Consider the following 16,553-nt stretch of genomic DNA (forward strand, 5'->3'; position numbering starts at 1 on the left):
AGTACCCGTTTTGACCCAAAAAATGATACCCGAATTTGCCTTAGGCAAACCTGACTATTTTAGGCGATCTGAGGTTTTTTTTCTATGTTTTTTTTGCTTTTATTGAAATTACTGGCTTTGCTAACTTTTATTCACTTAACGGTGCATAAAGCTATCATAAATCGGCTAAACCAAGCACTTGTTGCATAGAATAAAGTCCTGGCTGTTTGTTTTTCAACCAGACAGCAGCACGCATGGCGCCTTGGGCAAATGTCTCACGGCTGGAGGCTTTATGGGTTATTTCCAGTCTTTCACCTAAATCGGCAAATAATACGGTGTGATCACCAATTATGTCACCACCACGAATGGTAGAAAAACCAATAGTTTGTTGCTCTCGCTCTCCGGTATCACCTTCTCGGCCATACACTGCAACCTCGGCCAAGTCTCTATTTAAACTTTTAGCAATACTGTTACCGATGGCTAACGCGGTGCCAGATGGTGCATCTTTTTTAAATCTATGGTGAGATTCAATAATTTCTATATCAGCAGTATTTCCCATCACTTTGGCGGCAGTTTGCACTAAATGCAGTAATAAATTTACGCCAACACTCATATTAGGTGCCCAAACAATGGCTATCGATTTACTGGCTTGCTGTAACTGCGCATATTGCGTATCTGTTAAGCCGGTCACTCCTATTACCATGGCTTTATTCTGAGCAACCGCTAACTGCAAGTGCGCCAGCATGGGCTCAGGCAAGGTGAAGTCGACCCAAACATCTGCTTGATTCATGCTACTAGCATTCACTTCAGTTACCGGCAGCGCTATGTTGCCACACCCAGCTAATTCTCCGGCGTCGATGCCGACTAACGACGAACCTTGGCGCACGGTTGCCGCACTGAGCTTAAGTTGTTGCTGTTTAGCAACATTAATTAACGCTCGTCCCATGCGACCATTAGCGCCTAAAATTCCGATAGTTGGCATAAACTTACCTTAAATAATATCCATCATAATGGTTTTTGTTTAAAAAGCGGCTGCAACGAGTATTAAAGCCGCACAGCCAAAAAGTAATTGATTACATGGCCTGTTGCAATATTTGCTGAGCCACATCAGGTGTAATGTCACCATGTTCGCCTAGTTTAACCATTTTATGCTGAACTAGCTTTGCCACTACAGTATCTATCGCTGCAGCGCTAAGATCGTAATCGGCTAACTGTGTCGGCACGCCCATCTGTTGGAAAAAAGCTTTAGTGTTGGCAATGGCCTGATCAATAATGTGTTCTTCATTAGTACCTTGCAGTTGCCAAACACGACGACCATATTGCAGCAGTTTCTCGCGTTTTTGTCGTCTTTGCTGTTGTAATAATGCCGGCAATACTATTGCTAATGTTTGCGCATGATCTAAGCCATAACACGCCGTCAGTTCGTGACCTATCATATGGGTTGACCAATCTTGCGGTACACCTTGGCCAATTAAGCCATTTAAGGCCATGGTAGCAGCCCACATAATATTGGCACGAACATCATAGTCATCGGGCTGGCTAAGCGCTAAAGGCCCTTGCTCTATTAAGGTTTGTAGCAATCCTTCAGCGAATCGGTCTTGTACTGGCGAATTGACTGGATAGGTTAAATACTGCTCAATAACATGAATAAATGCATCTACTACACCATTGGCAACTTGTTTCACCGGTAAACTAAAGGTCACTGTCGGGTCTAAAATAGCAAACTTTGGATATACCAATGGGCTGGAGAAAGCCAGTTTTTGCTGAGTTTCATAGCGAGTAACTACTGAGTTACCATTACTTTCGGTGCCGGTTGCTGGCAAGGTTAATACACAGCCTAACGAAATTGCTGACGTAACTTTGGCGCCCTCGGCTAAAATTTGCCACGCATCGCCTTCAAACACAGCGGCAGCGGCAATAAATTTCGCGCCATCAATAACACTGCCACCCCCTACCGCTAATAAAAAATCAATTTTTTCTCGGCGCACTAAATCGGCCGCTTGCATTAAAGTTTCAAAACTAGGATTAGGCTCAATTCCAGAAAATTCCAGCCAAGTAAAGTCGCTTAATGCCGCTGTGACTTGTTGATAAACACCATTACGTTTAATAGAGCCTGCGCCATAAAGCAGTAATACTTTACTGTCTGGCGGTATATTATTTGTTAGCGCAGCTATTTGCTCTTTACCAAAAATAATTTTGGTCGGATTTTGAAAAGAAAAATTAAACATATCATTACACCATTACTTAAATTGCGAGTATCGACTTACACTATATCGCACTGTTTTGTACTGCTCGTACTGTCTGTAGATTAAGATAAAGCAATTTAAGCGTTGCTGGGGATTACTGCGCCAAACAGCAATTCTGGTCAGCTGATTAGCGCGTTTAAGCCGTTAAATAATCATTTATGCTCAGTTATTGTCTAATGGCCCAGAGTATAATTGCTTTACTTTTTGCTCTAATCCATCTGCCGTAACGGCACAAGCCGGTATAATTTGGCTTGCTTCAAGTTCAATAACCGACCAAAACCGGCCTTTAAATTTAAAGGCGCCATTGCCTTGATGACTAAAAAATGAGCCCCAAAGCCCCTTCAGTGCCATAGGTACAACGGGCACTGGGCTTTCGGCTAATATGCGCTCTATACCAGGACGAAAGCTGTCTATAGCACCATCTTTAGTTAAGCGGCCCTCAGGAAAAATACAGACTAAATTACCTTCGGCTAGCTCCTGCTTTATCATAGCAAACGCCGCTTCATGCACTTGCTCGTTGCGTTGTTTGCTGCATATTGGAATGGTTTTGGCGGCTTTAAATAGCTTATGCGCCACTGGTAAATCATAAATTGCTTTTTCCATCACAAAGCGCACTGGTCGCCTTACTGCACCAGCAATTAACAGCGCATCAACATAGCTAATATGGTTAGCCACCAGCACAGCTGCACCTTGCTCTGGGATATGCTCTAAGCCCTTCTTTTGCACCCGATACATACTATGGCTAAGTAAATAAATCACAAACCGTAATACGAACTCTGGCATTTGGTAATAGACATAAACGGCCACTGCAATATTCATTAGCGCCAGCACTAAAAAATATTCACTAATCGAAATCTGTAATACTGACAAAAATACAATACCGGCTACAGCACTTGCCACCATAAATAAGGCATTAAATATATTATTGGCGGCAATCACTCGCGCCCGTTGCTGTGGTTCAGCGCGTTGTTGTAATAACGCATATAATGGCACAATAAATAAACCACCAAAAACCCCAATTAAACTTAGCGTAATTAATAACCACCAGCCATGTGCGGTGGCTAAAAACTGACTTAAATTTACTACGCTGGTCGGCGCAATCGACGGGCTACTAAAATACAAGGCGATGCCAAATATGGTTAATCCCATAGAGCCTATGGGCACGATACCCAGTTCTACTTTATCTCCGGATAAACGCTCACAGAGCATAGAGCCGATACCGACACCGACCGAAAAGGCGACTAGCAGCGCGGTAACCACCGTATTGTCACCGCCTAATACGGTTTTAGTAAAGTTGGGAAATTGGGTTAAATAACTGGCGCCTAAAAACCAAAACCAGCTAATGGCCATGATAGATAAATATAAATTACGATTACTGTAACTAATGCTAATGGCTGTTTTTGTTTGCTGCCAAGGTGCAAAACGAAATTTTTGTGCCGACGCAACCTTGCCTACTTTAGGAATATGCCGACTAACGACATAACCTAACACCGAAAACAGCATTATTACGATGCCGATCCACAACGGCGCCTGGCTAAAACCGACAATAAGCCCACCCAATACAGTGCCGAGTAAAATGGCAACAAAGGTGCCCATCTCTACCCAAGCATTGCCGGCCAGTAATTCTTTGTCTGTCAGTAACTGCGGTAAAATAGCGTACTTTACCGGGCCAAAAAATGCCGACTGGCTGCCCATTAAAAATAATAAGCCCAATAATAGTAGATACTGTTGAAAATAAAACGCTATCGCGGCGGCCAGCATTAAGCCAATTTCAATCAGCTTTAGCGCTCGAATTAACGTGGTTTTACAACGCGCGTCGGCCAGTGCACCTGCGGTAGCTGAGAACAATAAAAACGGTAATATAAATAAGCCAGCGGCCACATTCATGGTGACATCAATAGGCCAAGGTAAGGCATTCGCTGCGGTAAATGCCAGAATTAGCATTAACGCATTTTTAAACACATTATCATTAAAAGCGCCTAATGCTTGGGTTAAAAAAAACGGTAAAAACCGCTTGCTAGCCATAACCTTCAACCCTGACATAGTTACTCCATTAACAATTTTTATATATTTATTTGCTAGGCAGCATAATAAAAACAACGCCACTGCGCCAGCACTTAGCTTAATTCAACTTAATTGCGTTATTAGCGTAATTAGAGTAATTCGCTATAGCATGGTACAAAAGAAACTAATACCAACATTGACAGGACTTCTAGCCGTCTATATATTGCGACTTAGATTTTCAGTCGCGGTATCAGCCCTTTACTACAGGTATTGTTATGACTACACCCTTATTAACGCCCGTTGGCGCTAAGCGTTCGTTACTACCGCTACTGTTTTTTGTCGTTTTGTTTTTAGGTACTGGTTTGTATTTACAAAGCCAAGGTGTTGAGTATGCCTTTTATCAATTGCCTGGCCATGTTGCTATTATTCCGGCGCTAATGCTGGCGATTTACTTACATAGAGCGCCGTTAACCCAATCTATTGATGTCATGATCACTGGCGCCAGTAATCATAATATTATTACTATGTGTATTATTTATTTACTGGCGGGAGCCTTTGCTAGCGTTGCTACCGCAACTGGTGGCGTAGACGCAGCCGTGAATGCGGGTTTAAGTTTAGTCTCTGCCGATTGGTTGCTACCGGGATTGTTTATCATAGCTGCCGTTATTGCCACAGCTATGGGGACTTCAATGGGCACTATTGCTGCGCTAGCCCCTATCGCCGTCAGTTTAGCTACTCAAGCAGATTTAGAGCCGGCATTAGTGGCCGGAGTATTATTAAGTGGTGCCATGTTTGGTGATAACTTATCCATGATCTCAGATACCACTATTGCTTCAACCCGCACCCAAGGTGCCAAGATGTCAGATAAGTTTAAAGAAAATATTAAAATCGCCCTGCCCGCAGCACTTATTACGTTGGTGCTTTATATCTTTTTATCCTCAGACGGCGCGGTTATCACTCATCAAGCAGTGAATTGGAGTGGAGTATTACCCTACGCAGCAATTTTAATATTAGCCATCATGGGCTTAAATGTATTCGTGGTATTGCTATTAGGCGTAATACTAGCAGCAGGACAAGGCACACTATTCGCTGATTATAATATCGGCAACTTAGGCCAAGATATCGCAACCGGTTTTAGTAATGTGCAAGAAATTTTTATTTTAGCCATGCTAGTGAGTGCATTAAGTGAGTTTATTAAACAACAAGGTGGTTTACAGTGGATTGCCTCACATATTCAATTAGTGGCAAATTCGTTAAAGCTAGCGGGTAATAAAGCCCAGCAACTAGCCATTGCCGCCTTAGCTTTTAGCAGTAATCTTTGTATTGCCAATAATACAGTCGCCATTGTTTTAACCGGCGACATCAGTAAAACCTTAGCGAAACAGCATCATATTAGCCCTAAACGCAGTGCCAGCTTATTAGATATATTTGCCTGTGTCAGTCAAGGCTTAGTGCCTTATGGTGCCCAGGCGTTATTATTAGGAGCTAGTTTTGGCTTAACGCCGTGGCAAGTTGTTAGCCAAAGCTATTACTGTATGATTTTATTTGTGGTGGCTGTAACAATCATACTATTACGTAAAAGTACCCATACAAGTACACCCGCTGGCCACATAATAACTAGCCACGCTTAGTATCAGTATCAGTATCAATTACCCGTTGCAACCAGTTGCGGGTAATAACTAATGGTTTAGCTAAGGTGTGATAGAGCAGTATTTGCCAACGCATTTTTAAACCATGGCCTCGAACAAACCATATTTTACGGGCTAGCCATGCCGTTACAGTTCGACCTCGCAGCATAGATAATAGCAATTTACCCACGCCTAACTGCGGCTTTTCAGCTGCGTTAGCTAACACCGTAAGCGCAGTTTTATTAGCAAACAGTTCGGCTAAAACCCAGCAAGCATTAATGACTGCAGATTGCACTGCCATTAACCTAGCTTGTTCCATTAGCAAGCTAAGTTGCTGTTGTTGCTCGACCTCTAATAACAGATCATTCAAATCAATAATGTCTTTGACTAGTTTGTGGCTTTCTTCTTGATAAAATAAATGCACCGCAGCATGAATAAATAAATGCACAGCCTTTGGCACCTTAAAAACCGAGCCAGGCATAGATTGGGCGTGGTTGAAAATAGGGGTGATATCAATTTTTTTCGCTGATGCGGTTGGATAAATATGATGATGCAAATCTATCACAGTACCGCGTTGATAATGTTGTAGCGGTGGGTTTTGGTGCGACCAATTAATATAGTAGTCACGATCGTAATTACTCATTGCACCTTCGGCAAACCCATTAAAAAACAATTTATCTCTGATCTGTTTAAGCCGTGACGTCGGTACCAATATATCAATATCGGCAAACAAACGGCCAAAACTCATAGGTAACGCCAAAGCGCGATATGCAGCTCCTTTTAACAATATACAAGGACAGCCTGCCTGAACAAACAACGACTCTAATTGCTGTAATTCAAAATACAGTGAGTGTTGTTGTTTTTCGGCGTAATACGCGGCCGACTTGCCGTGTAACCGTACTTGCACTGGCACCTGATCCAACAAATTATGCTGTTGTAATAAATAATAAAACCTTGCCGTTAAACCATGCTCTCTGGCTTGCTGTAAAAACTCTGTCCATTGCCGAGCGGTAGCAGCTTGAATAAAAACAGTAGGCGTAGCAAAAAAAGTTAACAAGTGCTTATTTAGCATAGCTTATTCAACTCAGTAAGTGCTTGTTCAATATCAGCATACTCTAAACGATATGCCGTTATTTGCTGCGTTAACCGGCCAAGGCTGCTAAAGCCTTGTTCTGCTAATACGGCATAATTAAATGAATTATTAGCCATATGCATAAAGGCATCTGCTTTACTAATGCGGCTTAGCTGTAAAGTAGTTTGACTGGCATTATATTGCGGAAAAACAACCCAAGTTGGGTCTGCAGTTTGTCGATAAGATTGCCAACTGGTCTCTGAAGGTGACAAATAGCCAACGGTACCTTTAGTTGTACCTGCGGTTATTTGGCATATTCTCGCTGCTGGATACCAAGTTTGTAATAACGATAATGATTGATTTTTTAAACTGACAGGGCGAACAAAAGGAACTATGTGGCCATGGGTTAAATCCACTAAACACATCTCGTCTGATAACAAACGCCAACCTTCTAGCATTAGCGCTGCACATAAAGTGCTTTTACCTGCACCAGGAGGTGCCGGCATAATTAAAGCTTTACCATCGCGCTCTAATACTGCTGCATGGATAGCTAAATATTGATGCTGGTACGATGCTACACACCAATTAAGCCCCCATTCAAATACCGGCACTAGTTGCTCAGTATCAGTCATTCTAAAATGCTGCTGTCCGGCCGAGACATGATAAGGCCGGCCCCAACCTGACCATTTTCGCTGCACATTAAGACAAAAATCATAAATCTGCTCTGGATCAGGTTCAGCTATTAGCTGGGGTGGATATAACTCTGACAAAGCATTTAAAAGCTTATTACTGCGATTAGCGACTAACACTGAAAAAGGCGCGGTATAGATGGCAAATTCAGTCAAGTGTTGACTCCTGTGTCTCTGGCTCTGTTCCAGTTTCGATACAGGTTGTATGATCTAATAACGAAAAAAGCACGCTACTGTTATCGTTAAACGATAATTGCAACGTGCTTTTTTGGGTATCTTGTTGTATTAACCAAGCAGTGTAGCCAAGGCTTTTTTGCATTAATTTAACTACTTCCGTCGATATAAAATACCAGTAGTGCAGCCAACTGATCTTTTTGCGCTTGGGTAACCGAGTTAACATAAGCGCTTACAATTTCTGCCGGTGATGGAATGTTAGTGCTTTGTCCCGTCATTTGGTAATACAGTGCATGTAAAAACACGGCCGTAATATTTCGAATCAATGCATAATCTCCGCCTTGATTTACCGCGTCTTTGAAAGTACCACTATAACTGCCGTTAAAAATTTGGCTAAACAGCGTATCTTGATAAATATTGATACCATTCCACGATTTACTCCAAGCAGCTATCGGGGTGCTAGCCGGCTTATAAAAATAACCACCTTTACCACCACCTACTCTAGACTTTTTATTTTCTAAATATAATTTTGCACTACCGTGCGAGTCAAAGCTGCGTTGACACTCTGCAAACTTTTCCGGTTGAACAGATTGCATTTGCGAGGCATTTTCACTCAATGAGCAATTAAGCGTACTGGTACCCCAAGCAGCTTTACTTTTTAATGTTAGTAACACCGGTAAAGAGCCTAACGCGGTTCTTTGCAAAAACTTTCTGCGCGAAGTTTGGCTTACGATTAATTCCTTGTTATCCATTGGTTTCATAGCCTTATTCCATAAGCAATTTGCATCAATGCAAGTTACATTGAGTGTAATACTAGATCCATGCAAAATCAAATCCAACAATTTAAGCCATTGTTACATATACATAAATTGAACTTAATCTTGCCCGGCAACCAACAATTGTAAAGCAAACTGACACATTTAATAACTCACTTTGTACCAACATTTAGCTGACATCTTTGTGTTATATTACCGCCCTTAACTCCGCTTTATAAACTACAACGCGGTGTTGCAGCTGTGGTTTTACGCTCATTATAGGTTTTCATTGCTGCAGGCATTCTTTCCCGTAATGACGTTATACGATTTTGCGGTAATGGGTGGGTAGATAAAATTTCTGGTGTACCCGCACTACCTGCTGCTGCCATATTTTGCCACAGGTTAACCGCTTGTCTTGGTTCAAAACCGGCTTTGGCCATTAAGTCTAATCCCATAATGTCGGCTTCCGTTTCGTGAGCCCGACTAAAAGGTAAGGTCACGCCAATTTGCGCGCCTAAACCAAATGCTGCCATTAATTCGTTTTGGTATTGCACGTTGTACGCTTTCATTGCCGTGCTGCTTAAGGTTAGCGCAGTTTGCACAAACTGGTTAGTCGATAACCGTTCATTACTATGTCCTGCCATAACGTGGGCGATTTCATGGCCAACAACCGCGGCTAATTGCGCTTGGTTTTCTGCTACTTTTAATAAACCAGTATAAATACCAATTTTACCGCCTGGCAAAGCAAAGGCATTCACTTGTTCGCTGTCAAATACTACCACTTCCCAATTTTGTCGTGAGTATTCTGACGGCGTGACATTAATTAATGCACCTGTTACACACTGCACATACTGAATAGTATTGCGATCTTTGGAAATGGGCGTTTCGGCTTTTAATTGTTCAAATGATTGTGCGCCCATTTTACTAAGCTCAGCATCATTAAATAACATAATTTGATTACGGCCGGTGGGCGATTGGACACATGCTGCTAATAATAAAACTGTTGCAGAAACCAGCGCCGTTGTTTTTAACATAGGTATATCCTTATGCTAGCTAAAATAGCTAATAGAAAATTGAGTATAGTTAATATTATCGCTTAACGAAAAAAAAACCACCCGAAGGTGGTTTTTTCTTAAACTTTTAACTAGTTAAGTCATCAAAAAACTTTTTTACACCATCAAAAAAGCCTTTAGATTTAGGGCGGTGTTTTGCTTCTGCATCACCGGCCATGCTGTCACCTAACTGGCGTAGTAACTCTTTTTGTTTGTCGCTAAGATTTACCGGTGTTTCGATAACCACTTTACATACTAAGTCACCTACGGCACCACCGCGAACGGATTGCACACCTTTACCACGTAAACGGAACATTTTTTCTGTTTGCGTTTCTGCCGGTACTTTTAACTTAAGCCGGCCATCAAGTGTGGGTACTTCAATCTCACCACCTAAAGCAGCTGTGGTAAAACTAAGCGGCACATCACAGTATAAGTTGCTACCTTCACGAACAAAAATGGCGTGTTCTCTTACATGCACTTGTACATATAAGTCACCTGCTGGAGCGCCATGCATACCCGCTTCGCCTTCGCCGGTTAAGCGAATGCGGTCGCCTGTATCAACGCCTGGCGGTATTTTCACCGATAGGGTTTTGGTCTTTTCAATTCGACCTTCGCCATGACATTTTTTACATGGGTCAGCAATAACTTTACCGCGGCCACTACAGGTTGGACAGGTTTGTTGCACAGCAAAGAAGCCTTGGCGCATAGTAACTTGACCAGCACCTTGACAGGTACCGCAAGACTTAGCCGAGGTGCCCTTCTTGGCGCCTGAACCATCACAAATATCACAGCTGGCCATTGTTGGTATTTTAATATCAACAGACTTACCACGAACAGCTTCTTCTAAACTTAATTCTAAGTTGTAGCGTAAATCTGATCCGCGTTGCGCTCTTGATTGTCCACGACGGCCACCGCCACCAAAGATATCACCAAACACATCACCAAAAATATCGCCAAAATCAGCATTTGAGCCACCGCCAAAACCACCAGCGCCACGATTAGGATTAACACCTTCATGACCAAAGCGATCATAGGCAGCTCGCTTTTGCTCATCCGACAATATCTCATAAGCTTCTTGGACTTCTTTAAACTGCTCCTCCATGGCCTTATCACCCTTAGTTCTATCAGGGTGTAATTTCATAGCGAGGCGTTTATAAGCCTTTTTGATATCTTTGTCGTCGGTATCTTTAGCGACACCTAATACTTCATAATAGTCACGCTTCGACATAGGTTAGTGCTAACTTCTTATGTTGAGGGGCTGAGTAAACTCAGCCCAGTTAAACTTAACTTACTTCTTGTCGTCTTTAACTTCTTCAAACTCAGCGTCAACAACGTCGTCATTTGAATCAGCTTGCTGGCCGGCATCACCTTGTTCGGTTTGCGCTTTAGCTTGAGCGGCTTCCATTAACTTTTGCGAAGCTTCTATTAACGCTTGAGACTTTTCATCAATAGCTTCTTTATCACCGCTTTTTAACACAGCTTCTAAATCAGTAATTGCCGTCTCAATAGCTGTTTTATCTTCAGCCGCTAAATTATCGCCAACTTCTTCTAATTGCTTACGCGTTGCATGCACCATGGCATCAGCTTGGTTACGTGTTTGTACTAACTCTTCAAACTTTTTATCGTCTTCAGCATGCGCTTCGGCATCACGTACCATTGCTTCAACTTCTTCATCCGTTAAACCTGAGTTGGCTTTAATGGTGATTTTTTGCTCTTTATTGGTTTCTTTGTCTTTAGCCGACACATGTAAGATACCATCAGCATCTAAATCGAATGTTACTTCGATTTGTGGCTCGCCACGACGACCACCACGAATACCTTCTAGGTTAAACTGACCCAAAGATTTGTTATCAGACGAACGCTTACGTTCACCTTGTAACACATGGATAGTTACCGCAGATTGGTTATCTTCAGCCGTTGAGAACACTTGCGACTTCTTGGTAGGAATCGTGGTGTTTTTCTCAATTAGCGCTGTCATTACGCTACCCATAGTTTCGATACCTAACGATAATGGCGTAACGTCTAATAATAAAACGTCAGTCACATCACCTGATAATACCGCACCTTGAATTGCCGCACCTACTGCAACTGCTTCGTCTGGGTTAACGTCTTTACGTGGCTCTTTACCAAAGAAAGCAGTTACCACTTCTTGCACTTTAGGCATACGTGTTTGGCCACCAACTAAAATAATGTCGTTGATGTCGCCTACACTTAAATCAGCATCTTTTAATGCTTGTTTTAATGGCTCTAAGGTACGTTGAATCAAATCATCAAGTAACGATTCTAATTTAGCGCGCGTTACTTTAATGTTTAAGTGTTTTGGACCTGATGCATCAGCTGTGATGTATGGCAGGTTCACTTCAGTTTGTGATGCTGAAGACAGTTCAATTTTCGCTTTTTCTGCAGACTCTTTTAAGCGCTGCATTGCTAGCGGATCATTTTTCAAGTCAAAGCCTTGCTCTTTCTTGAACTCTTCAACTAAATAGTTGATTAAACGGTTATCAAAGTCTTCACCACCTAAGTGGGTATCACCGTTAGTGGCTAATACTTCAAAGGTTTGCTCGCCGTCTAAGTCATCAATCTCAATGATTGAAATATCGAAAGTACCACCACCTAAGTCATATACTGCAACTTTAGTGTCGCCTTTCTTCTTATCCATACCGTAAGCTAATGCTGCAGCTGTTGGTTCGTTGATAATACGTTTAACATCTAAACCCGCGATACGGCCCGCATCTTTAGTTGCTTGACGTTGCGCATCGTTAAAGTAGGCAGGAACCGTAATAACTGCTGCTGTTACCGGTTCACCTAAATAATCTTCAGCGGTTTTTTTCATCTTTTTCAACACTTCGGCTGAAATTTGTGGTGCCGCTAATTTTTTACCTTTAACTTCAACCCACGCATCACCATTATCAGCCTTAACAATTGCAAAAGGCATGATCTTAATATCACGTTGTACTTCTTCGTCTTCAAACCGACGACCAATTAAGCGCTTAATTGCGAACAAGGTATTTTTAGGGTTGGTTACCGCTTGGCGTTTCGCCGGCTGACCTACTAAAACTTCACCGTCTTCGGCATAAGCAATAATCGAAGGTGTAGTACGTGTACCCTCAGCATTTTCTAATACGCGAGGCTTATCGCCATCAAGTATTGCTACACAAGAGTTCGTTGTACCTAAATCTATACCAATAATTCTACCCATAACTGCTCTCCACTTATATTCTGAACAATTAAAAATTGCGTTGAACAGTTAATGGGGATAGGCCTTGTTTCATTCAAGGTTATTTGACTAAAAAATTTTGTTTTGTGATGAAAATTGCTGAAATATCTATTGTTGCAGCTAAATTCAGCCCTTTAATCGTAAAAACGGTTAACTTCTGCTAGGCGACCTGACTATAATGACCACCACCGTTTAGCTAAGAAATAGGTTATTTTATGCCATTACTGGATAGTTTTACCGTCGACCATACCATTATGAAAGCACCTGCCGTTCGCATTGCTAAAAAGATGCATACGCCTAAGGGTGATGCTATTACGGTATTTGATTTGCGTTTTTGTGTGCCTAACGAAGAAATTTTGTCAGAAAAAGGCATTCATACTTTAGAGCATTTATTTGCTGGTTTTATGCGTGAGCACTTAAATAGCCAGCAGGTAGAAATTATTGATATTTCACCTATGGGCTGTCGCACTGGCTTTTATATGAGCTTAATTGGCACGCCAGATGAGTCAACTGTCGCCACGGCGTGGCAAGCAGCTATGCAAGATGTATTAAACGTGACTAAGCAAAGCGATATTCCTGAGCTGAATATTTATCAGTGTGGTACGGCACAAATGCATTCTTTAGATGAAGCCAAGCAAATTGCAGCAGATATTATTGCTCGTGGTGTTGGTGTTAATCAAAACGATGAATTAGCGCTACCAGACGCTATATTAAATACGCTGTAAGCCAAGCCCTTACTTAGCAACGACAACAAGTCGTTGCTAAGTAAGCTGTAACAAGTTCGCAAAGCGAACAGTCACTAGCGCTTACAGCGCGGTTACCGTTGCCATAGGCAACTAGTCACTTCTATGTTATATCTCAACACTAGTTTGCACACGCATCCAGCAAGTAAGCAATATGCTGATATTCAATGCCGCTATGCTTAGATAACCCTATCTCACAACTCCGGCTAGTTGACACCCCTTGCGTACAGGCTTGAACTTGCGGCTGTAATGACTCTAACGCTGACGCATTGAGCTCTGGCAACACAAAACCCTTATCACCGGCAAAACCACAACAGCTAATGCCTTCTGGGATCACAACCTGATCAGTACAAGCAGTTAATAATTGCTTTAACTTCTCGGCATGGCCTAGTTGGCTGGCACTACAAGTCACATGTAACGCTATTGGCGTATTAAGCTGGGTTAACTGCAATTTAGGCAGAACAAAATCCACTAAAAAATCGACGCTATCGCTAATGTTCAAACGAGCGTCTAGCTTGCCCGTTAAGGTTAAACTGCATGGGCTAGTATCAGATAACACCGGCAATCGGCCGTTATCACTCACCTGTAGTAACCATTGTTCTAACTGCTGTTGTTTTTGGCCAGCAGCAGCAAACTGGCCTTTAGATTGAAACGGCATACCACAGCATTGGTTATCTAAGCCTTCGGCCATAATAAGCTGGTAACCGGCTTTAGCTAATAACGCTTGCATCACCTGAATTAAGCTGCGTTTATCTTTACTGTTAGCCGCCGGTGCCATGACCCGCCCCGAGCAACTAGCGAAGTAAATCACGGGGATGAGATCGACATTATTTTGGCTAGGCTGTTGTTGCAAACTTGTGTCAGAACCCGCTTTGGTACAAGAGCTTAAGCTAGCAAGCTCGCTCGACTTCATATAGTGCGCCGTGGGCATAGCGTTATGCCAAAACGGTAATAACTTTTGTAGTGTGTTGCCAACGCTTAACCCGAGCCGGGCAGTTTGGGCTACAGTAGAAAACCGCGAGGCGATAACTTTCGCCAGCCCTTGCCAGCGGGTATTGTTTTTAGCCCGTAATTGACGAGTTAAGTCACCGGTATTAATCCCTACCGGACAAGCGGTACTGCACATACCACAAGCGGCACAAGTGTCATTGCCCTGATATTCATAGGCTTGTTGCAGTTGTTTTAACCGTGCTTTATCAGCACCACTGCGGGTTAAGCTGGCAATTTCCCGCTGCACCACTATGCGTTGGCGTGGTGTTAATGTCAGCTTGCGCGATGGACAGACTGGCTCACAAAAACCACATTCAATGCATTTATCCACTAACGGATCGGTTGCCGGTAGCGGCTTTAAATTCTGCAGATGAATTTGGCTATTATGGCTGAGCACTACATCTGGATTAAGAATAGCTTTTGGATCTAGCAAGTGTTTAATTTGCCACATAAGTTGATACGCTTCTTCGCCCCACTCTAGCTCAACAAAAGGCGTCATATTACGCCCAGTGCCATGCTCGGCTTTAAGTGAGCCGCCAAACTCTACAGCGACTAAATGCGCGACATCTTGCATAAAGGCAGCGTATCTTGCTACCTCGGCTGTATCAGCAAAGCCTTGGGTAAACACAAAGTGTAAATTGCCCTCTAAGGCATGACCAAAAATAATCGCTTCATTATACTGATACTTATCAAATAATTGCTGCAAGCGTAATACGCCTGCGGCGAGTTGAGCAATTGGAAATGTCACATCTTCAATAATCACTGTAGTGCCCGTTTCTCGCACTGCGCCTACTGCGGGAAAGGTGCCTTTACGAATGGCCCATAGCTGATTATAGATTTTGGGGTCAGTGCTAAACGGTACTTTTTGTTCTAATAAATAGCCCTGAAGGGCGACATTTATCTGCTGTATTTGCTGCTGCAATAAACTGGCTGACGCTGCGGTGGTTTCAATCAGTAAAGCACTAGCCGAAACGGATAAGTTTTTTACCCAATCTGGCATGCCGGCTTTATGCTCGATTGATCGTAAACTGCGTCTATCAAGCAATTCTACTGCCGCTACCGGTTGTTGCTTTAACACCGTAACGGCATGACAGCACTGCTCGATATCGGGAAAAACCAGTAATGCACTGGCGCGATGAGGATAATCTGGCACTGTATTTAAGGTTACAGAACTAATAAAGCCTAAGCAGCCTTCAGAGCCGACCATTAGATGAATTAAAATATCGATAGGATCAGTAAATTCAGTAAGTGCATTAAGTGAAAAACCGGTGGTATTTTTTAAGCGATATTTATGCTGAATTTTTTGTAGTAACAGCGTATTAGCTCGGGTTTGCTCGGCCAGTTGGCCTAATGCCGTTAATAAACTGGCATGACTTTGTCGAAATGCTGCAACAGTTGGGCCATCTTCAGTGTCTAAAATGCTGCCATCAAATAACACTACACGCATACCCGCTAAGGTTTGAAAGCTATTGTGTGCCGTACCACAACACATGCCGCTGGCATTGTTGGCGATAATACCGCCAATTTTACAGCTATTGATCGAAGCAGGATCAGGGCCAATTTTACGCTGAAACTTGCGCAATACGCTATTGGCGTCATTACCGATCACACCTGGCTGCAAGCGAATTTGTTCACCTAAGCCACGTACTTCGCGTTGTTGCCAATTTTCACCCAGTACAATTAATACAGAATCGGTTATTGCTTGCCCAGACAAACTGGTGCCAGCAGCACGAAAAGTAATGGCCACCTGATGCTGATGCGCTAGTTTAATCAGGCTAACCACTTCGGCTTCGGTTTCTACTCGCAACACTAACTTGGGTAATAACCGATAAAAACTGGCGTCTGTTCCATACGCTAAGGTTGCAATAGCATCATCAAAATAACGCTCAGCAGGAATTAATTGTTTTACAGACTGAATAAACGGCGGCGACAACATCTAGACCTCAAATGACTAACTTACAGCGACACTAACTGATAGTAAGCATTCTACGTTGGCTTGTATAA

General features: G+C 42.6%; 12 protein-coding genes. 2 read left to right on the plus strand and 10 right to left on the minus strand.

What is annotated here, in order from left to right; translation table 11 throughout:
* Positions 1-154: 154 nt before the first annotated feature.
* The 3 genes from dapB to BI198_RS14700 all read right to left on the minus strand — a co-directional run bounded on the left by dapB (position 155) and on the right by BI198_RS14700 (position 4,268).
* Positions 155-961: a 4-hydroxy-tetrahydrodipicolinate reductase gene (gene dapB / locus BI198_RS14690; protein ID WP_070050225.1), complete on the minus strand. Its 807-nt coding sequence runs from the start codon at positions 959-961 to the stop codon at positions 155-157.
* A 91-nt stretch (positions 962-1,052) separates the two neighbouring features.
* Positions 1,053-2,207: an iron-containing alcohol dehydrogenase gene (locus BI198_RS14695; RefSeq protein ID WP_070050226.1), complete on the minus strand. Its 1,155-nt coding sequence runs from the start codon at positions 2,205-2,207 to the stop codon at positions 1,053-1,055.
* A 180-nt stretch (positions 2,208-2,387) separates the two neighbouring features.
* Positions 2,388-4,268, minus strand: a complete 1,881-nt coding sequence (locus tag BI198_RS14700; protein ID WP_070050227.1) for an MFS transporter — start codon at positions 4,266-4,268, stop codon at positions 2,388-2,390.
* A 236-nt stretch (positions 4,269-4,504) separates the two neighbouring features.
* Here BI198_RS14700 and BI198_RS14705 point away from each other — a divergent pair, with 236 nt between their 5' ends.
* Positions 4,505-5,860, plus strand: a complete 1,356-nt coding sequence (locus tag BI198_RS14705; protein WP_070050228.1) for a Na+/H+ antiporter NhaC family protein — start codon at positions 4,505-4,507, stop codon at positions 5,858-5,860.
* Here the strand turns inward: BI198_RS14705 and BI198_RS14710 are convergent.
* The 6 genes from BI198_RS14710 to dnaK all read right to left on the minus strand — a co-directional run bounded on the left by BI198_RS14710 (position 5,847) and on the right by dnaK (position 12,798).
* Positions 5,847-6,929: a nucleotidyltransferase domain-containing protein gene (locus BI198_RS14710; protein WP_070050229.1), complete on the minus strand. Its 1,083-nt coding sequence runs from the start codon at positions 6,927-6,929 to the stop codon at positions 5,847-5,849. The two genes, BI198_RS14705 and BI198_RS14710, sit on opposite strands and share 14 nt — an antisense overlap.
* Positions 6,923-7,774, minus strand: a complete 852-nt coding sequence (locus tag BI198_RS14715) for an HprK-related kinase A (protein WP_083256640.1) — start codon at positions 7,772-7,774, stop codon at positions 6,923-6,925. The genes BI198_RS14710 and BI198_RS14715 overlap by 7 nt, the downstream gene beginning before the upstream one ends.
* Before the next feature lie 167 nt (positions 7,775-7,941).
* Positions 7,942-8,553, minus strand: coding sequence for a hypothetical protein (locus BI198_RS14720; RefSeq protein WP_070050231.1), 612 nt, complete (start codon positions 8,551-8,553; stop codon positions 7,942-7,944).
* A 227-nt stretch (positions 8,554-8,780) separates the two neighbouring features.
* Entirely contained in the window at positions 8,781-9,581 is an 801-nt protein-coding gene (locus tag BI198_RS14725; protein WP_070050232.1) for a M48 family metallopeptidase, read from the minus strand.
* A 106-nt stretch (positions 9,582-9,687) separates the two neighbouring features.
* On the minus strand, positions 9,688-10,827 hold the full coding sequence (gene dnaJ, locus BI198_RS14730) for a molecular chaperone DnaJ (protein ID WP_070050233.1): 1,140 nt from the start codon (positions 10,825-10,827) through the stop codon (positions 9,688-9,690).
* A gap of 60 nt (positions 10,828-10,887) precedes the next feature.
* The gene (dnaK, locus tag BI198_RS14735; RefSeq protein ID WP_070050234.1) at positions 10,888-12,798 is read right to left on the minus strand and encodes a molecular chaperone DnaK; all 1,911 of its coding nucleotides are present in this window, start codon (positions 12,796-12,798) and stop codon (positions 10,888-10,890) included.
* A 233-nt stretch (positions 12,799-13,031) separates the two neighbouring features.
* On the opposite strand from dnaK, the gene luxS reads away from it, so the two are divergent.
* Positions 13,032-13,541, plus strand: a complete 510-nt coding sequence (gene luxS, locus BI198_RS14740) for an S-ribosylhomocysteine lyase (RefSeq protein ID WP_070050235.1) — start codon at positions 13,032-13,034, stop codon at positions 13,539-13,541.
* Positions 13,542-13,680: 139 nt separating this feature from the next.
* On the opposite strand, the gene BI198_RS14745 is transcribed toward luxS, so the two are convergent.
* A complete protein-coding gene (locus BI198_RS14745) occupies positions 13,681-16,485 on the minus strand; it encodes an FAD-binding and (Fe-S)-binding domain-containing protein (protein ID WP_201243525.1) in 2,805 nt (934 codons plus the stop codon).
* Positions 16,486-16,553: the final 68 nt, after the last annotated feature.

Source organism: Rheinheimera salexigens, from assembly GCF_001752395.1.
Classification (GTDB): Bacteria; Pseudomonadota; Gammaproteobacteria; order Enterobacterales; family Alteromonadaceae; genus Alishewanella; species Alishewanella salexigens.